We start from the raw sequence: 20,360 nt of genomic DNA, 5'->3' as shown, positions 1-20,360 counted from the left end.
TCAGCTCAATTCCCGCGCGTGTCGATCGTCGCTTCCATCGACAGGCCGACGCGCAGCGGGTGCGCCTTCAGTTCCTTCGGATCGAGCGCGATGCGGACCGGCAGGCGCTGCACGACCTTGACCCAATTGCCCGTGGCATTCTGCGCCGGGATCAGCGAAAAGGCGGCGCCGGTGCCGCCGGCGATGCCGATCACCTTGCCGCGATAGACCACGTCGCCGCCATAATAGTCCGAGGTGAGTTCGACCGGCTGGCCGATGCGGATGCGTTTGAACTGGCTTTCCTTGAAATTGGCGTCGACATAGGCGGTGGCGATCGGAACCACGACCATGATCGGCGCGCCCGCGGCGATCCGCTGCCCCACCTGCACCTGCCGGTTCGTAACGACGCCGTCGACCGGCGCGCGGATCACCGTGCGTTCGAGGTCCAGCCGCGCCTTGTCGAGCCGCGCCTGCGCCGCCGCGACATCGGGGGCGGTGTCGATCGTCGTACCGCGCACCACCGCTTCGGCGGCGCCGAGGTCGCCGCTTGCCGATCCGCGCGTCGCCTCGGCCGAGGTGATTCCCGCTGCCGCAAGGTCGCGCGCCGCGCCCGCCGAGGCGAGCGCCGTGCGCGCCGCGGTCAGTTCTTCGGCCGATACGGCGCCGGTGCCGGCGATGCTTTCGCGCCGCGCCAGTTCGGCGCGTGCCTTGGCGACCGCCGCGTCGGCGTCGCGCAGCCGCGCCTGCGCCTGCGCGATCTCGGCGCCGCGTGCGCTGACGCGCGCGCGCGCCGCATCGGCATTCGCGCTCGACTGTCCATAGCGCTGGCGCGCCTGACGGAGCGCCGCTTCGGCATCGGCAACCGCGATCCGCTGATCGGCGTCGTCGAGGACCACGAGAACGTCGCCCTTCTTCACCACCTGCGTGCCGCTGACGCGAACCTCCTTGACCGGACCCGAGACGAGCGCGGTCACCGTCGCGGAATCAGCACCGACATAGGCATTGTCGGTCGACACGCGGCCGGCCTGGGTCAGGAAATACCAGATGCCCCACAGCGCCGCGATCGACACGACGACGATCGCGAGGATGCGCAGCAGCTTCTTGCGCTTCGCCATCGCTTCACTGTTTTCGGGGGAAGAGGATTCGGGGAGAGCCTCGCTATTTGCCGCAGCCGTATCGTCGGCCATCGTCATTCTCCTGTCTGGGTCTAGTAGCCGCCGCCGAGCGCGCGGATCAGGGCGATATCGAGGGAGAGCCTGCGCGCCTGCAGGTCGGCGACCTGACGCGCGAGCTGGGTCATGCTGTCTTCGGCGACGAGCTGTTCGAGCTGGTTCGACAGGCCGGCGCGGTAGCGGAGGCCCGCGAGCTCAGCCGCGTCGGTCGCGGCCTTGAGCGCGTCCTGCCGTTCGGAAAGCTGGCGCTCGGTCGCCGCGCGGCTGGTGACGATGTCGGCGACGTCGCGCAGCGCGGCGATCAAAGTACGGTCATAATTGGCGACCGCGCTGTCGAAATCGGCACGCGCGCCGCGATAACGGCCCTGCAAGCGTCCGCCGTCGAAGATCGGCAGGCTGACCGCCGCGCCGAAATTGCCATAGTCGGACCCCGACTTGAACAGGTTGGAAAGGCCGAGCGACTGGAGCCCGATAAGCGCCGACAGGTTGATGTTCGGATAAAAGTCGGCGCGCGCGACGTCGATCCGCTTCGCCGCCGCCTCGGCGCGCAGCTTCGCCGCGACGATGTCGGGGCGGCGGCCGACGAGATCGATCCCCGCCTGCGGCGGCAGGCCGATCCCCGGTGAGGCGAGCGTCGGCCGCGCGATCGACAGGCCGCGATCGGGCCCCGCGCCAACGAGCGCGGCGATCCGGTGGCGCGTCGTCGCAATCGCTTCCTCGAGCGCGGCGATGTCGGCGCGCGCAGAGGCGGCGCGGCTTTCCGCCTGGCGCTCGGCTGACTGATTCTCGATCCCTGCCGCGGCGCGCCGACTCGAAAGTTCGGCGCTAGCACTGCGCACGCGCACCGCTTCCTTCGCGACATCGAGCGCGTGATAATAGCCCGCGAGATCGGCATAGGCCGAAGCAATTCCCGTCGTCAGCATCAGCCGCGCCTGCGCTTCGTCGACGCGCGCCGCTTCGGCTTCCGAGGTCGCGGCGGCGAGCGCCGCGCGATTCTTGCCCCACAGGTCGAAATCGAGACTGAAGGTCGCGGCGACATGGCCGGTGTCCTGAATGCCGTCGGGAACGAAGGCGGGCGGAATACCCAGATTCTTGCTCTGCTGGGTGCCGCCGGCGCTGCCCTCGACCCCGACGCGCGGGAGCAGCGCGGCGCCCGCCTGCTGTGCCAGCGCCTCGGCGGCGCGAACCCGCGCCGCAGCGACCGCCATATCGGGCGAACCCTTGAGCCCTTCCGCGATCAGCGTGTCGAGCTGAGCGTCGCCGAAGCTCTGCCACCAGCCTTCGACAGGCCACGCGCCCGCAGCGTCGGCGAAGCTCGCTGCCGATTCGAACGACCCGGCTGCGGCCGGGACCGGCTTGAGCCCAAGGTCGGGAACGGTGGCGCAGGCCGAAAGCAGGCCGAAAACGGCGCCCAAAATCAATGGGGAGGGGAGATTTCGATAAGGCATGGAATCCAACGATACTAGCTGGTATCATGCGTCATTGGACCTTGGAGAGTGCGTTGTCAATCGAAATGATACCAGACAGTACGGCACCGCTGGACGACGCCGCAACGGCGCGGCGCAAGGCGTTCGTCGATGCGGCGCGCGAGGCTTTTTTCACCAACGGCTATGCCGGGACGACGATGTCGTCGATCGCCAGCAAGGTCGGCGGGTCGAAAACGACGCTGTGGAGCTATTTTCCGTCGAAGGAGGATCTGTTCGAGGCGGTGGTCGACGGCATCGTCGAAGAATATGGCGACGCGCTCGCGGTCGACCTGCCGCTCGACGAGCCGGTGCCAGAGGTGCTGCGCCGCTTTGGCAATCTGCTCATGACCAAGCTCACCGCGACGCCGATCCTGTCGCTTTTCCGCCTCGTCGTCGGCGAAGCCGAGCGCTTCCCGCACCTCGCCAAGACCTTCTATGATCGCGGCCCGCGCCGCGGCAAGGCCCGCGCTGCCGAGTGGGTCGGCGAAAAGATGGCGCGCGGCGAGTTGCGCATGGGCAATCCGCTGCGCGCGGTGCAGCATTTCACCGGGCTGTGCCAGTCGGGACTCTATCAGTTCGCGGTGCTCGGCCTGCCCGAAGGCCGCGACCTCGACCGGCTCGCTGCCGAGATCGACGACGCGGTCGACATCTTCTACCGCGCTTGGAAGCCTGAGGATTAAGGCCAGTCATTCCTGAATGAACAAGGCCGTGTTCCCCCGCGAAGGCGGGGACGCACGCACTCTTTGCAGATGTCGGCACTCAACCAAGCCCTCTCTCCGCGAAAGCCGGTTGCCAAATTGCGGCATCGCGCTATGGGCGGCGAAGCGGGGCGATGTCCCGCATGATCGCGCCGGTGCCCCGCAAGGGGCTTAATAGGGAATGCGGTGAGAAGGCCCTGCCTTCGAATCCGCGGCTGTCCCTGCAACTGTAAGCGGCGAGCGCGACGCACCGCCCCGAACGTCTTTCCGGGGCAGCCACTGGGATCCGTCCCGGGAAGGCGTGCGTCAAGCGACGACCCGCGAGCCAGGAGACCTGCCGGCGTGGGTCGCTCAATGCCTCGGTCCAGGGAAAGGCCAGGGCACGGAGAACTCCGTCGAGCGACGACCAAGCGGTGGAGCCGCTTCGGTGTCGGGGTCGCGGTCCTTCACGCCGCCGGTGGCCTGGACATCGGTCGAACGTGCGCGCGTTTCGGCAGGCCCCGCCTTCGTTGCCGGCGTCGGGGGACTCCCATGTTGAAGCCTGTCACTCTTTCCTTGATCCTGTCGGCGGCGGCGACGCCCGCCTTTGCCCAGACCGGTTCGCCCGCCGACGATATCGTCGTCACCGCGTCGGGCATCGAGCAGCCCCGCGACGAGACCGGGCAGGCGATCACCGTCATCGATTCCGACACGATCGCGAAGCGCCAGACGATCGACGTCGTCGATCTGCTCGCCACCACCCCCGGCGTGCGGTTCAGCCGCACCGGCAGCACCGGCTCGGTCGCGGGGGTATCGCTGCGCGGCGCAGAGACGACGCAGACCCTGGTGCTGATCGACGGCGTCAAGGTGAACGACCCGAGCGGGATCGGCGACGGCTATGATTTCGGCCCGCTGCTGACCGGCAACATCCGCCGGATCGAGGTGCTGCGCGGATCGAACTCGGTCGTCCACGGCAGCCAGGCGATCGGCGGCGTGGTCAGCCTGACGACCGCCACCCCCGCCGAAGGGTTCGCGGCGGACGCCGCGGCTGAATATGGCTATAGCGACACGACCAGCGCGCGGGCCGACGTGTCGGGCACCGCGGGCGCGGTGTCGGGCGGCGTCGGCGCGTCCTGGTTCCGGACCGACGGCATCTCGTCGGCCGCGAGCGGCACCGAAAAGGACGGCTACAAGAATTTCGCCGGCAATGCGCGGCTGAAGGTCGCGCTCGGCGATGCGCTGAGCCTCGACCTGCGCGGATATTATATCCATTCCAACCTCGACTATGACAGCTTCTTCGGTCCCCCGGCGGACAGCGCCGACGTCGCCAAGCTCGACCAATATGTCGGCTATGCGGGCCTCAATCTCGCGCTGTTCGATGGCCGCTTCACCAGCCGCGCCGCGGTGACCTGGCTGCGCAACGACCGCGACTATTATTTCGTGCGCGGAACCGCGCCCGACTATGGCTATTCGGGGAGCAACCTGCGCTTCGAATATCAGGGCGTCGTCACGCCGGCCGACCGCGCGAAGCTGATCTTCGGCTATGAGCACGAGCGGCCCGACTATGATTTCTTCGGCTTCGGATCGACCGACAGCCAGCGCGCGAACATCGATAGCGTCTATGCGCTGGGGATCGTCCAGCCATTCGCCAGCCTGTCGCTGACCGGCGGCGTGCGCCACGACGACCACAGCCAGTTCGGCGGCGCGACGACCTTCGGCGCCAACACCAATTATTCGCCGAACGGCGGCGCGACCAATGTCCGCGCGAGCTATGGCGAGGGGTTCAAGGCACCGTCGCTCTATCAGCTCTACGACAGTTTCAGCGGCAACGCAGCGCTGCGGCCCGAACGGTCGAAAAGCTATGACCTCGGCATCGACCAGAGTCTGGCGGACGGGCGCGCGGTGATGTCTCTGACCGCCTTTGTGCGCAACACCACCGACCAGATCAATTACGACAACGCCACTTCCAAATATGGCAATATCGACCGCACCCGCGCCAAGGGGGTCGAGGCGACACTCGCGCTGCGCCCCGTCGACGCGCTGAACGTCACCGCCTCCTACTCCTACATCGATGCCCGCGACCGTTCGGGACGCCCCGCATTCGACGGCAAGCGCCTCCCCCGCCGCGCCGAGCAGGCGATCAGCCTGTCGGCCGACTATGACTGGTCGTTCGGCCTGTCGACCGGGGCGACGCTGACACTGGTTGGCGACAGCTTCGACGACGCGGCGAACCTCGTCCCGCTCGACGGCTATGCGCTCGCGGGTGTTCGCGCCTCCTTCCCGATTGGCGGACATATCGAGCTGTACGGCCGCGTCGATAATCTGTTCGACGCCGATTATGCGACCGCCTCCGGCTATGGCGTCTATGGCCGTGCCGCCTATGGCGGCGTCCGGCTGAGTTTCTGACCGTGAAGCCCCGTACCGACGCCGAGCATAAGGCGAAGATGGTCAAGCTGCAGGCGGCGCAGGCGAAGAAGATCGCGACCAAGACGGTCGAAAAGGGCCTCGTCATCGTCCACACCGGTCCCGGCAAGGGCAAGAGCTCGGCCGCCTTCGGCATGGCGATCCGCGCGATCGGGCACGGGATGAAGGTCGGCATCGTCCAGTTCGTCAAAGGCGCGATGGCGACCGGCGAGCGCGCAGTGTTCGATCGCTTTCCCGAGCTTGCCGCGTTCAAGCCGATGGGCGAAGGCTTCACCTGGGACACGCAGAACCGCGCGCGCGACATCGAAGTCGCCCGCGAAGCGTGGGAGGAAGTGAAGCGGATGATCGCCGACCCCGCCTACAAGATGGTCATCGCCGACGAGCTCAATATCGTGCTGCGCTATGATTATCTGCCGGTCGAGGAGGTGCTGGCGACGCTCGCCGCCAAGCCCGCGATGACGCATGTCGTGATCACCGGCCGCAACGCGCCACAGCCGCTGATCGACGCCGCCGATCTCGTCACCGAAATGACGCAGGTCAAGCATCCCTTCCGCGAGCAGAATGTCCGCGCGCAGGCGGGGGTCGAGTTCTGATGCGCGGCCTGCTCGCGATCCCCCTGCTGCTCGCCGGCGCAGGGGCCTTGTGGGCTGCTGCACCTGCAAGTGCACCGAAGGCCCCCGCGACGCCTAAGCGCATCGTCTCGGTCAATCTTTGCGCCGACCAGCTCGTCCTCGCGCTCGCCGACCGTGGACAGATCGCGGGGCTCACACACAATGCGTCTGATCCCGAACTGTCGGCGGCGGCGGCGAAGGCGCGCGGACTGCCGCTGCTCGGCAATTCGGCCGAGCAGATTTTGGCGATCGGTCCCGACCTCGTCGTCGGCATGCCCGCGAGCCGCAGCGCCGCGCTCGCCGCGCTGCCCGGCCGGACCTATCCGCTGCTCGACCTCGACACCGCCGACCGGCTCGACCAGATCTACACCTCGATCCGCGCGACGGCGAAAGCGGTAGGGCACGCCGACCGCGGCGAAGCGCTTGTCGCGAAGATGGAGCGCGAGCTTGCTGGCTTGCCGAAGCCGGGACGCGGGCGCGTCGCGGCCTATTATCAGCGGCGCGGCTACATGACCGGCACCGGCACGCTGATCGACGAATTGATGACCCGCCTCGGCCTCGTCAATCTCGCCGGCAAGCTCGGCAAGCCGCCGCTGTCACAGCTCAGCCTCGAGGAAATGGTGGCGGCGCAGCCCGATTTCCTGATCGTCGAGAGCGCGACCGATACGATCACCGACCAGGGCAGCGAAATGCTCCATCATCCGGCGCTGAAAAACATTCCGCGCATCAGCATCCCGCAGGCGTGGACCGTGTGCGGCAGCCCCGAATATACCGTCGCCGCGCGCAGCATCGTCGCGCAGATCGCGGCGATCGACGGAGGGCGGCGATGACGCGCTGGATTCTCGTCGCCGCACTCGCGGCGCTCACACTCGCCGCCGCCGTCGCCTCGCTGCTCTTCGGCCCCGTAGACCTGTCGCTCGCGCGGCTTGGCGCGGCGGCCAGCGGACATGGCGATGCGGTCGCGACGACGATCCTTTTCGAACTCCGCCTGCCACGCACCCTGCTCGCGCTGATCGTCGGAGCAGCGCTCGGCCTGTCGGGGGCGGCGCTGCAGGGTTATCTCCGCAATCCGCTCGCCGAACCCTCGGTGCTTGGCACCTCGAACGCCGCGGCGCTCGGCGGGGTTGCCGCGCTCTATTTCGGCTTCGCACAGATCCATCCCGCCGCGCTGCCCGTGCTGGCGATCGGCGGCGCGCTCGCCTCGCTCGCCCTGCTGTTTGCGCTCGCTGGGCGGTCGGAGAGCCCGCTGACGCTGATCCTCGCGGGCATCGCGGTCGGCACGCTCGCGGTCGCGGGGACCAGCCTCGCGCTCAACCTGTCGCCGAACCCCTTCGCGGCGATGGAGATCATGACCTGGCTGCTCGGCAGCCTCGAAAACCGCTCGTTCCAACATGTCTGGATCGCGCTGCCCTGCGTCGCGATCGGCATGGCGATGCTGCTGTGGAACGGCCGCGCGCTCGACGCGCTGACGCTCGGCGAGGATGCAGCGAAGGCGCTCGGCGTCGACATCGGGCGGATGCGGCTCCGCCTGCTCGTCGGCACCGCAATCGCGGTCGGCGGCGCGGTCGCGGTATCGGGGGCGATCGGTTTCGTCGGGCTGATCGTCCCGCACCTGATCCGCCCGCTCACCGACCGCAGCCCGTCGGCGATCCTGCTCCCCTCGGCGATCGGCGGCGCGGCGCTGCTGACGCTCGCCGACCTTGGGGTGCGGATCATCCCGACGACGAACGAATTGAAGCTCGGCGTCGTCACCGCCTTCCTCGGCGTTCCGGTCTTTCTCGTCCATCTGATGCGGGAGAAAAGGCTATGGTGACGATCGCGCTCGAACGGGTCGGAGTCACGCTCGGCCATCGCGTCGTGGTCGCGGATGCGAACGCGACGTTCGTGCCGGGCACGCTGACCGGAATCGTCGGCCCCAACGGCGCGGGCAAGTCGACGCTCGCCCGTGCGATGCTCGCGCTCGTTCCCGCAAGCGGAACGGTGCAAATCGACGGCACCGACGCCGCCGCGATACCGCGCGCCGACCTCGCCCGGCGCGTCGCCTATCTGCCGCAGGGGCAGACCCTGCACTGGCCGCTGACCGTCGAGCGGCTCGTCGGGCTCGGTCGCCTGCCGCACCTCGCCCCGATGTCGCGCGTCTCGGCCGCCGATACCGCCGCGATCGAGCGCGCGATGGAACGCGCCGACGTCCTCGGGCTCCGGGACCGGATCGCGACCGAATTGTCGGGGGGAGAGCGCGCCCGCGTCCTTTTCGCCCGCGCGCTCGCGGTCGAGGCCGCCGCGCTGATCGCCGACGAGCCGCTCGCCAGCCTCGACCCCGGCCACCAGATCGACGCGATGGACCTGCTCCGCGCCGAAGCCGACGCCGGCGCGCTGGTCATCGCGGTGCTCCACGACCTCAGCATGGCGGCGCGCTATTGCGACCGGTTGCTGATTGTCGACAAGGGCCGGATCGTCGCCGACGGGACCCCGCCCACGGTCCTGACCGCCGACCTGTTGCGCGCCGTCTACGGCATCGACGCACGGGTCGAAACCGGCGGCGACTGGCCGACGGTGACGACGCTCGGGCGCGCGCGATGACCCCCGCGACGCAGTTCGCCGAACAGGGCTATGCCGCCGTGCCATTGTTCGATCGCGCGAGCATCCTCGCGGCGCGCGAGGACATCGCCGAACATATCGACCGCGTGTCGCGCGCGCTGTATCTGCCGTTCGAACAGAGCTGTCCCGACGCTCCGCTGACCGAGCGGATCGACCGGGTCTACGCCCACGAACGCAGCATCGCGAACCTGCTCCGCGTCGCGATCTGCACCGACGCGCATCGCGGACCGCGATTGCAAGCGCTGGCCAACGATCCGCGGCTGATCGAGACGGCCGAAGCGCTCTGCGGCCGCAAGCTGGCGGGCCGGATCGTCCGCGTCCGCGCCAGCATCGCCTGCTTCCCCGAACATCGCCACGCGTGGCACAGCGACGTCGCGCGCGACGACGGCACCGGCTGCGGTAAGGTGCTGGTGACCGCGTGGATTCCGCTCGGCGACGTGGGGCCAGAGAGCGGGGGGCCGGAAAGCGGCGGACTGGAGGTCGCGGCGGCGCGCCAGCCGGCACCGCTGGGCGAGCAGGTCGCGGATGGCTTTGAAATCCCCGACTATCGCCTCGCCGACCTGCCGCGCGTCCGCCCCGATTGCCCGGCCGGAACCGCGCTGTTCCTCGACCGCTTCACCCCGCACCGCACCCTGCCGGCGCGCGCGACACGCTTCGCGCTCGTCGTGTGGATGAAGGCCGCCTGATCGCTGTTGCAACGCAGCAATTGACCGCCGCCCCGATATTGCGTTAGGGGCGCGTCCAGCGACAGGTTCCCCGAAAGGGGATCAAAAGGGAACGGGGTGCAAGACCCCGGCTGCCCCTGCAACTGTAAGCGGAGAGCCATCGGGCCACATGCCATTGGGACTTGAAGTCCCGAGAAGGCGGCCCGAACCGGCACCGACCCGCGAGCCAGGAGACCTGCCCGTCGCCGTCGTCTTTCGTGCGGACAGGGTGTGCCGGGCGGACGGGGAGTGAACCCGAGCGACGACAAAGGTGGCCGTGCGCACGCACGGGCCGATGTCGTGCGTCCCCATGGGGCGGGCTCCATCGACCCTGCGCGCAAGCGGCCTTGTCGATGGGGTTATCCATGTTCAGGACTGTTTTTCGTACCACGCTTTCCGTGGCCGCCATCGCGGCCGCGCTGCCTGCTTTCGCCGACGAAGCCGCCGACGCCGACAGCATCATCGTCACCGCGACGCGCGCACCGCTGACGCTCGACGAAATTCCCGCGTCGGTGGCCGTGCTCGACAAGGAGGCGATCGACCGTAGCCAGGATATCGGCGTCACCGAATTGCTGCTCCGCACGCCGGGCATCAGCATCTCGCGCAACGGCGGCTATGGCACGTCGACCTCGCTCCGCATCCGCGGCGCCGAATCCGAACATACGGTGGTGGTGATCGACGGGGTGAAGCTCAACGATCCCTCGTCGACCGGCGGCGGCTTCAACTTCGCCAACCTGCTCGCCGGCGATATCGCGCGGATCGAGGTGCTGCGCGGGCCGCAATCGATCCTGTGGGGCAGCCAGGCGATCGGCGGCGTGGTCAATATCGTCACCGCGACCCCCGAAAAGCCGCTCGAAGGCAGCTTCGACGTCGAGGCGGGCTCGCGTGAGACGGTCAGCGCGCGCGCCGCGATCGGCGGCCGCACCGGCCCCCTCGCCTGGCGCATCGGCGGCCAGCGCTTCACCACCGACGGCATTTCCTCCTACGCCCGGGCGTTCGGCGGCAAGGAACGCGACGGCTATCGCAATTACAATCTGTCGGGCCGCGCCGAGCTGGCGCTCGCCGACACTATCAGCGTCGACCTTCGCGGCACCTATGCGAGCGGGCGGGTCGAATTCGACGGCTTCAGCGCCGACAGCGCCGATTATGGGCTGAGCAAGGAATTCGTCGGCTATGCGGGCCTGAACGTCGCGCTCGCCGATGGGCGTTTCCGCAACCGGATCGCCTATGCCTATACCGACACCAACCGCGACAATTTCAACCCCGACCGCGCCCGGCCGCGCAGCTTCGAGGCCGACGGCCGCAACAAGCGCTGGGAATATCAGGGCAGCTTCGACGTCAGCGACCGGATCCACGCGATCTTCGGGGTGGAGAATGAGCGCTCCTCGTTCCGCAGCCGCTCGCCCTCGGCCTCGCTCGCGATGCCGCTCCCCGCCTTCGCGCGCGGCAAGGCCGAAATCACGAGCGTCTATGGCCAGCTCAGCGTCGAGCCGGTCGCCGGGCTGACGCTGAACGGCGGCGTTCGCTACGACGACCACAACCGCTACGGCGGCCAGACTTTGTTCGCCGCGGGCGGCGTGTGGCGGCTCGCCACCGGCACCGTGCTGCGCGCAAGCTATGGCGAAGGCTTCAAGGCGCCAGGCCTCTATCAACTGTTCAGCGAATATGGGAATGTCGCGCTCGATCCCGAGGAGGCGCACGGCTGGGAAGCGGGAATCGAACAGCATCTGTTCGATCGCAAGCTCGTCGTCGGCGCGACCTGGTTCGACCGCAAGACGGTCAACCAGATCATCTACAACGGCTGCTCGTCGGGCTCGACCGATCCGCTCTGCTTCGTGCCCGGCGACCCCACGACGCCGCGCTACGGCTATTATCTGAACATCGCGCGCAGCGAGGCGCACGGGGTCGAGGCGGCGGCGGCGCTGTCGCTCGGCGGGCTGACGGTGGACGGCAATTATAGCTGGATCGTCGCCGAGGACCGCTCGCCCGGTGCCAGCTTCGGCAATTGGCTGCCGCGCCGGCCATGCGAGACCGCCAATGCGTCGGCCAGCTACGCCTTCGGCTTCGGGCTGGAACTCGGCGCGGCAGTGCGCTGGTCGGGCAAGAGCTATGACAATGCCAGCAACGCGCAGCGGCTGGACGACTATACGCTCGTCGACCTGCGCGCAGAGCTCAAGCTGTCGGACGCCGTGAAGCTGTTCGCGCGCGCCGAGAATATCTTCGACGAGGACTATATGACCACCTATCGCTACGGCACGCTCGGCCGCAGCTTTTACGCCGGTATCCGGGGGCGCTTCTGATGACCGGCCTGTCCGAACGGGGGGCGTCGGCGCTGTGGGTCTCGATGTTCACGGGGGCGAGCACCGCGACCACGATCGCCCTCGCCTGCGCGACGCCTTTCCCGGCACTCGCGGCGCTCGCGGCGGTGCATATGCGCCGCCGCGACGGCCTCGCGCTCATGTTTCTGGCGTGGGCGGCGAGCCAGTTCGTCGGCTTTTTCCTGCTCGGCTATCCACGCGACGGAAGCACGCTGGCGTGGGGTATCGGGCTGGGCACGGCGGCGGCGGGATCGGCGCTCGCCAGCTACGCCGCGCTCCGGGCGCTTGACTACCGCTCGGTCGCGGCGCGGCTCGGCCTCGCCTATGCGGCCGGGTTCACGGCGTTCAAGGGCATCATCCTGCTCTGGGCCCTTGCGCTCGGCGGGCTCCACACCGCGATGGCTCCCGATCTCCTGGCCGAACAATTCGTCCGCAACGGCGCGATCCTGATCGGGCTGTATGTCCTGTATCGGGCTCTCGTCGCGGTTGGCGTCCCGGCGCCCCCGCAACCGGCGGCGGTCGCCTGATGCTGACGCGCGTCGCCCCTGGCCCCGCGGTCGTGGTGTGCAGCACCTGTCGCCACAGCCGCGAAGCACGGGACGACGCCGCAGGCGTACGCGGCGGCACGCGCCTCGCCGAAGCCTTGCAGCGGATCAAGAGCGGCGACCCCCGCTACGCCGGCATCGCGGTGCAGGAAATGGCATGCCTCTTTGCCTGCCAGGATCATTGCACCGTCCATCTGCGCGCGCCGGACAAGATCGGCTATGTCCTCGGTCGCTTCACCCCCGACGAGAACGCCGCGCGCGCGATCCTCGACTATGCCGTCCATTATGCGGCCAGCGACCATGGCCGGGTGGCCTATGCGGACTGGCCCGAGGGCGTCAAAGGCCATTTCATCGTCCGCACCCCGCCAGCCGGATATGTCGCCGAATGATCTTTCCCTCGCTTGCCGCCTTCGAGGCTGCTCTCGTCGATCTGCGCGGTCCCGACCCCGCCGCCGAAGCCGCCGCGCGGGCCAGGCAGGCGCGGCTTACCAAGCCCGCCGGATCGCTCGGCCGGCTCGAGGAGATCGCCGTCTTCATCGCGGGCTGGCAAGGCCGCGAGCGCCCGCAGATCGATCGCGGCCGCGCGGTCGTCTTCGCGGGCAATCACGGCGTGACCGCGCACGGCGTCAGCGCCTTTCCGGCCAGCGTCACCGCGCAGATGGTCGCCAATTTCGCGGGCGGCGGTGCCGCGATCAACGCCTTGGCGGGCGCGGCGGGTCTGGAGTTCAAGGTCGTTGCGCTCGATCTCGATCGGTCGACCGCCGATTTCACGGCCGCCCCGGCGATGGGCGAGGCCGAATGCCTCGCGGCGCTGAACAGCGGGGCGGCGGCGGTCGAGGAGGGGCTCGACCTCCTCGTCCTCGGCGAGATGGGGATCGGCAATTCGACCGCCGCCGCCGCGCTCTGCGCGCGGAGTTTCGGCGGCAACGCGCGCGACTGGGTGGGGCCCGGAACGGGTGTCGACGACGCCGGCGTAGCGCGAAAGGCGGCCGTCATCGATTGCGCGATTGCCTTTCACGACGGCGCTCCGCGTTCGGGGTTCGAGACGCTGCGCCGGGTCGGCGGGCGTGAGATCGCGGCGATCGCGGGCGCGACCCTGCGCGCGCGGCAACTTGGCATTCCGGTGCTGCTTGACGGCTTCATCTGCGGGTCGGCCATCGCCCCGCTCGCCGCCGACAATCCGGCGATCACCGCGCATTGCCTCGCAGGGCATTGTTCGGCCGAACCCGGCCACGCCCGGTTGCTCGACCGGCTCGGGCTCGACCCGATCCTGACGCTCGGCATGCGCCTCGGCGAAGGCAGCGGCGCGGCGGTCGCGGCGGGGGTGGTCCGTGCGGCGCTGGCCGCGCACGACCGGATGGCGACCTTCGACGAAGCCGCCGTGTCGGGCGCGCTATGACCGGCGTCGCGCTCCACTTGCTGCGCCACGGCGCGCCCGAGCGGCCGGGCCTGTTGCTCGGGCGTACCGACGATGCCTCGACCGCCGAAGGCCTCACCGTCTGCGCCGAACGGGCCGCCGGGCTGAGCTTCGATCGGGTGATCGCGTCGGACCTGCAACGCTGCCGCCTTGCCGGCGAACGCATCGGCGCGGCGCGCGACCTCCCGCTGACCATCGACGCACGCTGGCGCGAGCTCGATTTCGGTGCATGGGACGGCAAGGCGCCCGGGGTGATCGATCCCCATGCGCTCGGCCGGTTCCGGGCCGATCCCGACGCCTGCCCCCCGCCCGACGGCGAGCGCTGGTCGGCACTCGTCGCGCGCGTCGCCGACGCGCTCGCGCCGGTGCCGACGCTGGTCGTCACCCATGGCGGCGCAATGCGCGCGGCGCTCCATCACCTGTGCGACTTCGACCAACGCGCGGTGTGGGCCTTCGATCTGCCCTACGGCGCCGTGCTGTCACTTCGCCTGTGGCGCGGCGAGCGAACCGCGCAGATCACGGGCCTTCGCGCATGAAGGGGCTCATCATAGCGATCCGGTTCCTGACCCGGCTGCCGGCGCCGCGCGTGACGGTGTCGAGCGCCGAATTCGCGGCGTCGATGCGCTGGTTCCCCGCGGTCGGGCTGATCGTCGGCGCGCTGGTCGCGGGCGGAGGCTGGGCGGGCGCGAAACTCGATCCCTGGTCCGGCGCGCTCGCCGCGCTGCTGCTGTGGGTCGCGGTCACCGGCGCGCTGCACCTCGACGGTCTTGGCGACATCGCCGACGCAAGCGGCGCCGCACACAAAGACCCCGTGCGCCTGCGCGCTGTCCTCGCCGATCCCCACGCGGGCAGCTTCGCGGTGGTGGCGATCGCGCTCCAGCTTCTTGCCAAGCTCGTGCTGCTGCACGGCCTGATCGCGACCGAAGCCTTTACCGCCATCCTGCTCATACCCTTCGCGGCGCGCATCGCGCCCTTGCTCTGGTCGCGCTGGCTGCCCGCTCTCCACGACGGGCTAGGGTCGCGATTCCGCGGCGCGGTGCGGCCGGTCGACATCGGCCTCTGGACGATCCTGCTGCTCGCGCTGGCGGCGCTGTCGCCCTCGCTGCTCGCCGCGCCGCTGGCCGTCCTGCTCTGGGGCTGGTGGCTGCGGCGCCGGATCGGCGGCATCTCGGGCGACGGCCATGGGGCGGGGATCGAGGTGAGCGAAAGCCTGCTGCTCTTCGCCGCGCTGCTTTGGACGCACGTCGCATGACGCCTGACTGGACGTGGCATGGCGGGGCGCTGGAAGCCGCGAAGCGCCATTTCGGCACCGGCGACGCGCCGTGGCTCGACCTGTCGACCGGGATCAACCCGCACCCCTGGCCGGGCGCCGACACGATCGCGATCGACTGGCGGCGGCTCCCCGAACGCGAAGCCCTTGCCGATCTCGAAGCCGCCGCCGCGGCGCATTTCGGGGTCAAAGCGCGCCATGTCTGCGCGATTCCGGGTAGCGAGGTCGGCCTGCGCCTCGCGGGCCGGATCATCGGCGGCGCGGCGCGGCATGTCGCCCCCGCCTATCGCACCCATGGCGAGATTTTTTCCGGCAGCGCGCCGATCGACCGCGCCGAAGCACCGACCTGCAAAGGCACAATGCTTCTCGCCAATCCGAACAATCCCGACGGGAGCATCATCGATATCGCGATGCTTGACGCCATGCTCGCGCAGCGCGACGGCTGGTTGCTCATCGACGAAGCCTTCGCCGATTGCGCACCCGTGACGAGCATCGCGCATCGGATCAGCGACGACCGGCGCCTGCTCGTCTTCCGCTCCTTCGGCAAATTCTTCGGTCTCGCCGGGGTTCGGCTCGGCTTCGTGCTCGGCCCGCCGTTGTTTCTGGACGAGTTGCGCACCTTGCTCGGCGCGTGGCCCGTTTCCGCCGCGGCGCTCGCGATCGGCAACGCCGCTTATCGCGACCGCGACTGGATCGCCGCCATGCGCGAGCAGCTAACCAGGGAAGCGGCCGCGCTCGACGCGCTGCTCACCCGCCGCAATCTGTCCGTCATCGGCGACTGCCCGCTGTTCCGGCTGGTCGAAGCCGATGACGCCGGGGCGCTGTTCGAGCGGCTCGCGCGCGCCGCGATCCTGACCCGGCCCTTTGCCGACCAGCCGCGCTGGCTGCGCCTTGGTCTGCCCGGCAGCGCAGCGGCACTGGCCCGGCTCGATGCGGCGCTCGGTGGCTGAGCCCGTCGCTCTCGCCGCGCTCGCGCTCGACGCTGCGCTCGGCTGGCCGACCCCGCTCTATCGGCGCATCGGCCATCCGGTCGGGCTGTTCGCGCGGCTGATCGACGGCTGCGAAGCGCGGTGGAATCGCCCCGAAACAGGCTTTGCGACGCGGCGCGCGCTCGGCATCCTGACCTTGCTGCTGCTCCTGCTGGTGGCGGGAGGCGGCGGCTGGATGCTGCAACGCCTGTTCTCCGCAGCGCTCGGCGGCTTCGCGTGGATCGGCATCGCTCTTTTCTCCTGGCCCGCGCTCGCGCAGCGCAGCCTGTTCGACCATGTCCGCGCGGTCGCGCAGGCGCTGGGCGCCGACGACCTTGCCGAAGCGCGGCGCGCGGTCGGGGCGATCGTCGGGCGCGACACCGCCGCGCTCGACCGGAACGGCGTCGCCCGCGCGGGCATCGAAAGCCTCGCCGAAAGTCTTTGCGACGGCGTCGCCGCGCCGCTTTTCTGGCTGCTGTTGCTCGGCCTGCCGGGGATATGGGCGTATAAGGCGATCAACACCGCCGACAGCCTGATCGGGCATCGCGAGGAGCGCTGGCGCGCCTTCGGCTGGGCGGCGGCACGCGCCGACGATCTCTCCAATCTGGTTCCGGCCCGGCTCGCGGCGGTCCTGCTCTGCGTCGCAGGTGGCGGCGGGTGGCGCATCATGGTTCGCGACGCCGGGCGTCATGCCTCACCCAACGCCGGTTGGCCCGAGGCGGCGATGGCGGGCGCTCTAGGTCTTCGCCTCGCGGGTCCGGTCGCCTATGACGGCGTCATGCATGACAAACCCTGGATCGGCGATGGACGGACGGAGGCGACGGCGGCCGACATTCGCCGCGCGCTTCGTCTCTATGTCCGCGCCTCTGGGCTGCTATGGCTGATCGCGGGAGGCGCGGCATGGGCGCTTTGATGCTGCAGGGGACCGGCTCCGACGTCGGCAAGTCGGTGCTCGTCGCGGGCCTCTGCCGCGCGCTCGCGAATCGCGGCCTTTCGGTGCGGCCGTTCAAGCCGCAGAATATGTCGAACAATGCCGCGGTCACCGTCGACGGCGGCGAGATCGGGCGCGCGCAGGCGCTGCAGGCGCTCGCCTGCCGGGTGGAACCGCACAGCGACATGAACCCGGTGCTGCTGAAGCCGCAGGCCGACCGGACCTCGCAGCTCATCGTCCACGGCCACGTACGCGGCACGCTCGGCGCCGCCAATTTCCGCGAGGCGCGCGGGTCTTTACTCGCCGAAGTATTGGAAAGCCACGCCCGGCTCCGCGCCGCAAGCGATCTGGTGATCGTCGAGGGCGCGGGATCGCCCGCCGAAATCAATCTGCGCGCGGGCGACATCGCGAACATGGGCTTCGCGCGCGCGGCGAAAGTTCCGGTCGTCCTGATCGGCGACATCGACCGCGGCGGCGTCATCGCGTCGGTCGTCGGGACCAAAGCGGTGATCGATCCCGGCGACGCCGCGATGATCCGCGGCTTTCTGATCAACAAATTCCGCGGCGACCCCGCCCTGTTCGACGACGGCTATCGCGAGATCGAACGGCGCACCGGCTGGCGCGGCTTCGGGGTCGTCCCGTGGCTCGACGCGGTCAAATATCTGCCGAGCGAGGATGCGGTGGTGCTCGAACGGAAGGCAGCGAGGCCTGACGGCGCGATCGTCGTCGCCTGTCCGATCCTACCGCGCATTTCCAATTTCGACGATCTCGACCCGCTGAAGCTCGAACCCGGCGTGCGGCTGGTGATGGTGCCGCCGGGCCAGCCGATCCCCGCCGAGACCGCGCTCATCGTCCTGCCGGGGTCGAAGGCGACGATCGCCGACCTCGCCGCATTGCGCCGGGAAGGCTGGGACATCGATATTCGCGCGCATGTCCGGCACGGCGGCCATGTGCTGGGGCTGTGCGGCGGCTATCAGATGCTCGGGCGCTCGATCGTCGATGCCGGCGGGATCGAGGGTGCGCCGGGTCGGGCCGCGGGGCTCGACCTGCTTGACGTCGAAACGCGTCTGGCCCCCGCGAAGACGCTTCGCGCAATGTCGGGCACTGCGCTCGGCGCGCCGATCGCGGGGTATGAAATGCATATGGGGGAAACGACCGGCGCCGGAACCGAGCGCCCCTTCGGAATGATCGGCGGCCGGCCGGAAGGCGCGATCAGCGCCGACGGGCGCGTGATGGGCAGCTATGTCCACGGCCTGCTCGCCAGCGCTGAATTACGTCACGCCCTGCTCGCCCGGCTGGGCACCGTCGGCGGCGGGCGCGATTATCATGCCGCGATCGACAGCGCGCTCGATGCGATCGCCGCCGAGCTCGAACGCCATGTCGCAATCGACGCGCTGCTCGCCATCGCGCGGCAGGAGTCCGGGGCATGATCCATCTGATTCTCGGCGGTGCGCGCTCGGGCAAGAGCCGCCACGCGCAGACGCTGGCCGAGGCGTTTGCCGGCGAACTGGTCTTTATCGCGACCGGCGAAGCCTTCGATACCGAAATGGCCGACCGGATCGCGCGTCACCAAGCCGATCGCGGTCCGCGCTGGCGCACGATCGAAGCGCCGCTCGCGCTGGCCGACGCGATCCGCGACGCCGCGGCGCCCGATCGCCTGCTGCTCGTCGACTGCCTCACGCTGTGGGCCTCGAACCTGATGCACGCGAACCGGGATGTCGCCGCCGAAACGGCCGAACTGATCACGGCCTTGCGCGCCGCGAGCGCCCCGGTTCTGCTCGTCGCGAACGAGGTCGGCCTCGGCATCGTCCCCGGCAACGCGCTTGCCCGCGCCTTCCGCGATACTGCGGGACGGATGAATCAAATGATCGCGGCAGCGGCCGACCAGGTGACGTTCGTCGCGGCGGGCCTGCCGATGCGGCTCAAATGACAAAAACCCGCCGTCCCTTTCGGGAAAGCGGGCTTTTTGTTGGTTGCGGGAGTAGGATTTGAACCTACGACCTTCAGGTTATGAGCCTGACGAGCTACCGGGCTGCTCCATCCCGCGTCAACCAGTATACGGCGCCTTTCGGGCCGCCAAAAACAGCAAAAGGCCGGCATCGCTGCCGGCCTCTAACTTTGTGAATGGGTTTCCGTTTCGACCTTACGTCGGCTGCAATGCCTGGCGACGTCCTACTCTTCCAGGGCTTGAGCCATAGTACCATCGGCGCTGTCAGGTTTCACGGCCGAGTTCGAGATGGGATCGGGTGGGTCACTGACGCCATGGTCACCAAGCAATGAAGCCGGCGTAGGTCAAAAAGGGTTTCAATCGATATCCGTGCAACACTGTCTGATCAATCATCCGCATCAAGCGGACAAACCGGTCAGGCTTGTCGTTGATGGCGGGACTCTTAAGTGCGAATAGAGCAATTAGTATCGGTTAGCTCCACGCGTTACCGCGCTTCTACATCCGATCTATCAACGTGGTGGTCTTCCACGGCTCTAAGAAATCTTATCTTGAGGGAGGCTTCCCGCTTAGATGCTTTCAGCGGTTATCCCGTCCATACATAGCTACCCTGCTGCGCGGCTGGCGCCACGACAGGTACACCAGAGGTATGTTCAACCCGGTCCTCTCGTACTAGGGTCAACTCCTCTCAAATTTCGACGCCCACGGCAGATAGGGACCAAACTGTCTCACGACGTTCTGAACCCAGCTCACGTACCACTTTAATTGGCGAACAGCCAAACCCTTGGGACCTGCTCCAGCCCCAGGATGTGATGAGCCGACATCGAGGTGCCAAACGATTCCGTCGATATGAGCTCTTGGGAATCATCAGCCTGTTATCCCCGGCGTACCTTTTATCCGTTGAGCGATGGCCCTTCCACTCGGGACCACCGGATCACTATGACCGACTTTCGTCTCTGCTCGACTCGTCAGTCTCGCAGTCAGGCAGGCTTATGCCATTGCACTCTAACAGACGGTTTCCAACCGTCCTGAGCCTACCATCGCGCGCCTCCGTTACTCTTTAGGAGGCGACCGCCCCAGTCAAACTACCCGCCACAGAGGGTCCCTGATCCAGTTTCATGGATCGAGGTTAGACATCAGAAAACAACAGGGTGGTATTTCACCTATGGCTCCACACCGGCTGGCGCCAGTGCTTCAAAGCCTCCCACCTATGCTACACAGTTCTTTCCTAATGCCACTCTGAAGCTGCAGTAAAGGTGCACGGGGTCTTTCCGTCTAACCGCGGGTACTCCGCATCTTCACGGAGAATTCAATTTCGCTGAGCATCTCCTGGAG

The 20,360-nt window shown here is 68.5% G+C and carries 19 protein-coding genes, 1 tRNA gene, 2 rRNA genes and 2 riboswitches (1 of these 24 running past the window's edge); of the genes, 17 read left to right on the top strand and 5 right to left on the bottom strand.

Annotated features, from left to right (window positions below; all coding sequences use genetic code 11):
* Window positions 1-5 precede the first annotated feature (5 nt).
* Both NP825_RS00685 and NP825_RS00680 read right to left on the bottom strand, forming a co-directional pair.
* Window positions 6-1,166, bottom strand: coding sequence for an HlyD family efflux transporter periplasmic adaptor subunit (locus tag NP825_RS00685; RefSeq protein WP_374046514.1), 1,161 nt, complete (start codon window positions 1,164-1,166; stop codon window positions 6-8).
* Between the two features lie 20 nt (window positions 1,167-1,186).
* Window positions 1,187-2,599, bottom strand: coding sequence for an efflux transporter outer membrane subunit (locus NP825_RS00680; RefSeq protein WP_257547552.1), 1,413 nt, complete (start codon window positions 2,597-2,599; stop codon window positions 1,187-1,189).
* Between the two features lie 65 nt (window positions 2,600-2,664).
* On the opposite strand from NP825_RS00680, the gene NP825_RS00675 reads away from it, so the two are divergent.
* The 17 genes from NP825_RS00675 to cobU all read left to right on the top strand — a co-directional run bounded on the left by NP825_RS00675 (window position 2,665) and on the right by cobU (window position 19,010).
* Window positions 2,665-3,297 (top strand): TetR/AcrR family transcriptional regulator, encoded by a 633-nt coding sequence (locus NP825_RS00675; RefSeq protein ID WP_257547551.1) that lies wholly within the window; start codon window positions 2,665-2,667, stop codon window positions 3,295-3,297.
* 154 nt (window positions 3,298-3,451) lie between these two features.
* Window positions 3,452-3,672, top strand: a riboswitch (cobalamin riboswitch).
* Window positions 3,673-3,846: 174 nt separating this feature from the next.
* Complete coding sequence (locus NP825_RS00670) at window positions 3,847-5,700, top strand: TonB-dependent siderophore receptor (protein WP_257547550.1); 1,854 nt, start codon at window positions 3,847-3,849, stop codon at window positions 5,698-5,700.
* Between the two features lie 2 nt (window positions 5,701-5,702).
* Entirely contained in the window at window positions 5,703-6,311 is a 609-nt protein-coding gene (gene cobO, locus NP825_RS00665; RefSeq protein ID WP_257547549.1) for a cob(I)yrinic acid a,c-diamide adenosyltransferase, read from the top strand.
* Entirely contained in the window at window positions 6,311-7,159 is an 849-nt protein-coding gene (locus tag NP825_RS00660; RefSeq protein WP_257547548.1) for an ABC transporter substrate-binding protein, read from the top strand. Before cobO ends, NP825_RS00660 begins: the two co-directional genes overlap by 1 nt.
* Window positions 7,156-8,142, top strand: a complete 987-nt coding sequence (locus tag NP825_RS00655; RefSeq protein ID WP_257547547.1) for an iron ABC transporter permease — start codon at window positions 7,156-7,158, stop codon at window positions 8,140-8,142. The genes NP825_RS00660 and NP825_RS00655 overlap by 4 nt, the downstream gene beginning before the upstream one ends.
* Window positions 8,136-8,909 carry an ABC transporter ATP-binding protein gene (locus NP825_RS00650; protein WP_257547546.1) on the top strand — a complete coding sequence of 258 codons (774 nt, stop codon included), beginning with the start codon at window positions 8,136-8,138 and terminating at the stop codon, window positions 8,907-8,909. The genes NP825_RS00655 and NP825_RS00650 overlap by 7 nt, the downstream gene beginning before the upstream one ends.
* The gene (locus NP825_RS00645; RefSeq protein WP_257547545.1) at window positions 8,906-9,613 is read left to right on the top strand and encodes a hypothetical protein; all 708 of its coding nucleotides are present in this window, start codon (window positions 8,906-8,908) and stop codon (window positions 9,611-9,613) included. Before NP825_RS00650 ends, NP825_RS00645 begins: the two co-directional genes overlap by 4 nt.
* A 46-nt stretch (window positions 9,614-9,659) precedes the next feature.
* Window positions 9,660-9,850: riboswitch (cobalamin riboswitch) on the top strand.
* Between the two features lie 146 nt (window positions 9,851-9,996).
* Window positions 9,997-11,931, top strand: a complete 1,935-nt coding sequence (locus NP825_RS00640; protein ID WP_257547544.1) for a TonB-dependent siderophore receptor — start codon at window positions 9,997-9,999, stop codon at window positions 11,929-11,931.
* Window positions 11,931-12,476, top strand: coding sequence for a hypothetical protein (locus NP825_RS00635; protein ID WP_257547543.1), 546 nt, complete (start codon window positions 11,931-11,933; stop codon window positions 12,474-12,476). The genes NP825_RS00640 and NP825_RS00635 overlap by 1 nt, the downstream gene beginning before the upstream one ends.
* Window positions 12,476-12,883 carry a DUF1636 domain-containing protein gene (locus tag NP825_RS00630; protein ID WP_257547542.1) on the top strand — a complete coding sequence of 136 codons (408 nt, stop codon included), beginning with the start codon at window positions 12,476-12,478 and terminating at the stop codon, window positions 12,881-12,883. Before NP825_RS00635 ends, NP825_RS00630 begins: the two co-directional genes overlap by 1 nt.
* Window positions 12,880-13,893, top strand: coding sequence for a nicotinate-nucleotide--dimethylbenzimidazole phosphoribosyltransferase (cobT, locus tag NP825_RS00625; RefSeq protein ID WP_257547541.1), 1,014 nt, complete (start codon window positions 12,880-12,882; stop codon window positions 13,891-13,893). The genes NP825_RS00630 and cobT overlap by 4 nt, the downstream gene beginning before the upstream one ends.
* Entirely contained in the window at window positions 13,890-14,447 is a 558-nt protein-coding gene (locus NP825_RS00620; RefSeq protein WP_257547540.1) for a histidine phosphatase family protein, read from the top strand. The genes cobT and NP825_RS00620 overlap by 4 nt, the downstream gene beginning before the upstream one ends.
* Window positions 14,444-15,163 (top strand): adenosylcobinamide-GDP ribazoletransferase, encoded by a 720-nt coding sequence (locus tag NP825_RS00615; RefSeq protein WP_257547539.1) that lies wholly within the window; start codon window positions 14,444-14,446, stop codon window positions 15,161-15,163. Before NP825_RS00620 ends, NP825_RS00615 begins: the two co-directional genes overlap by 4 nt.
* Window positions 15,160-16,131, top strand: a complete 972-nt coding sequence (locus tag NP825_RS00610) for an aminotransferase class I/II-fold pyridoxal phosphate-dependent enzyme (RefSeq protein WP_257547538.1) — start codon at window positions 15,160-15,162, stop codon at window positions 16,129-16,131. Before NP825_RS00615 ends, NP825_RS00610 begins: the two co-directional genes overlap by 4 nt.
* Window positions 16,124-17,062 carry an adenosylcobinamide-phosphate synthase CbiB gene (cbiB, locus tag NP825_RS00605; protein WP_257547537.1) on the top strand — a complete coding sequence of 313 codons (939 nt, stop codon included), beginning with the start codon at window positions 16,124-16,126 and terminating at the stop codon, window positions 17,060-17,062. Before NP825_RS00610 ends, cbiB begins: the two co-directional genes overlap by 8 nt.
* Window positions 17,050-18,510 (top strand): cobyric acid synthase, encoded by a 1,461-nt coding sequence (locus NP825_RS00600; protein WP_257547536.1) that lies wholly within the window; start codon window positions 17,050-17,052, stop codon window positions 18,508-18,510. Before cbiB ends, NP825_RS00600 begins: the two co-directional genes overlap by 13 nt.
* Window positions 18,507-19,010: a bifunctional adenosylcobinamide kinase/adenosylcobinamide-phosphate guanylyltransferase gene (cobU, locus tag NP825_RS00595; RefSeq protein WP_257547535.1), complete on the top strand. Its 504-nt coding sequence runs from the start codon at window positions 18,507-18,509 to the stop codon at window positions 19,008-19,010. The genes NP825_RS00600 and cobU overlap by 4 nt, the downstream gene beginning before the upstream one ends.
* Before the next feature lie 40 nt (window positions 19,011-19,050).
* On the opposite strand, the gene NP825_RS00590 is transcribed toward cobU, so the two are convergent.
* The 3 genes from NP825_RS00590 to NP825_RS00580 all read right to left on the bottom strand — a co-directional run.
* Window positions 19,051-19,127: transfer RNA gene (locus NP825_RS00590), tRNA-Met, on the bottom strand.
* Window positions 19,128-19,239: 112 nt separating this feature from the next.
* Window positions 19,240-19,354 (bottom strand): 5S ribosomal RNA (gene rrf, locus NP825_RS00585).
* A 116-nt stretch (window positions 19,355-19,470) separates the two neighbouring features.
* Window positions 19,471-20,360, bottom strand: a 23S ribosomal RNA gene (locus NP825_RS00580); it runs 1,901 nt beyond the window's last position.

It is taken from the genome of Sphingopyxis sp. DBS4 (assembly GCF_024628865.1).
Taxonomy (GTDB): domain Bacteria; phylum Pseudomonadota; class Alphaproteobacteria; order Sphingomonadales; family Sphingomonadaceae; genus Sphingopyxis.
Note: the sequence above shows the minus strand (reverse complement) of the source record. Positions and strands in the feature narration are given on the sequence as shown.

Coding starts and splice junctions, on each gene's coding strand:
- cobT (WP_257547541.1), top strand. CDS start 12,880: ATGATCTTTCCCTCGCTTGCCGCCTTCGAGGCTGCTCTCGTCGATCTG.
- NP825_RS00655 (WP_257547547.1), top strand. CDS start 7,156: ATGACGCGCTGGATTCTCGTCGCCGCACTCGCGGCGCTCACACTCGCC.
- NP825_RS00680 (WP_257547552.1), bottom strand. CDS start 2,599: ATGCCTTATCGAAATCTCCCCTCCCCATTGATTTTGGGCGCCGTTTTC.
- NP825_RS00660 (WP_257547548.1), top strand. CDS start 6,311: ATGCGCGGCCTGCTCGCGATCCCCCTGCTGCTCGCCGGCGCAGGGGCC.
- NP825_RS00650 (WP_257547546.1), top strand. CDS start 8,136: ATGGTGACGATCGCGCTCGAACGGGTCGGAGTCACGCTCGGCCATCGC.
- NP825_RS00670 (WP_257547550.1), top strand. CDS start 3,847: ATGTTGAAGCCTGTCACTCTTTCCTTGATCCTGTCGGCGGCGGCGACG.
- cobU (WP_257547535.1), top strand. CDS start 18,507: ATGATCCATCTGATTCTCGGCGGTGCGCGCTCGGGCAAGAGCCGCCAC.
- NP825_RS00620 (WP_257547540.1), top strand. CDS start 13,890: ATGACCGGCGTCGCGCTCCACTTGCTGCGCCACGGCGCGCCCGAGCGG.
- NP825_RS00615 (WP_257547539.1), top strand. CDS start 14,444: ATGAAGGGGCTCATCATAGCGATCCGGTTCCTGACCCGGCTGCCGGCG.
- NP825_RS00635 (WP_257547543.1), top strand. CDS start 11,931: ATGACCGGCCTGTCCGAACGGGGGGCGTCGGCGCTGTGGGTCTCGATG.
- NP825_RS00610 (WP_257547538.1), top strand. CDS start 15,160: ATGACGCCTGACTGGACGTGGCATGGCGGGGCGCTGGAAGCCGCGAAG.
- NP825_RS00600 (WP_257547536.1), top strand. CDS start 17,050: ATGGGCGCTTTGATGCTGCAGGGGACCGGCTCCGACGTCGGCAAGTCG.
- NP825_RS00675 (WP_257547551.1), top strand. CDS start 2,665: ATGATACCAGACAGTACGGCACCGCTGGACGACGCCGCAACGGCGCGG.
- NP825_RS00645 (WP_257547545.1), top strand. CDS start 8,906: ATGACCCCCGCGACGCAGTTCGCCGAACAGGGCTATGCCGCCGTGCCA.
- NP825_RS00630 (WP_257547542.1), top strand. CDS start 12,476: ATGCTGACGCGCGTCGCCCCTGGCCCCGCGGTCGTGGTGTGCAGCACC.
- NP825_RS00685 (WP_374046514.1), bottom strand. CDS start 1,166: ATGGCCGACGATACGGCTGCGGCAAATAGCGAGGCTCTCCCCGAATCC.
- NP825_RS00640 (WP_257547544.1), top strand. CDS start 9,997: ATGTTCAGGACTGTTTTTCGTACCACGCTTTCCGTGGCCGCCATCGCG.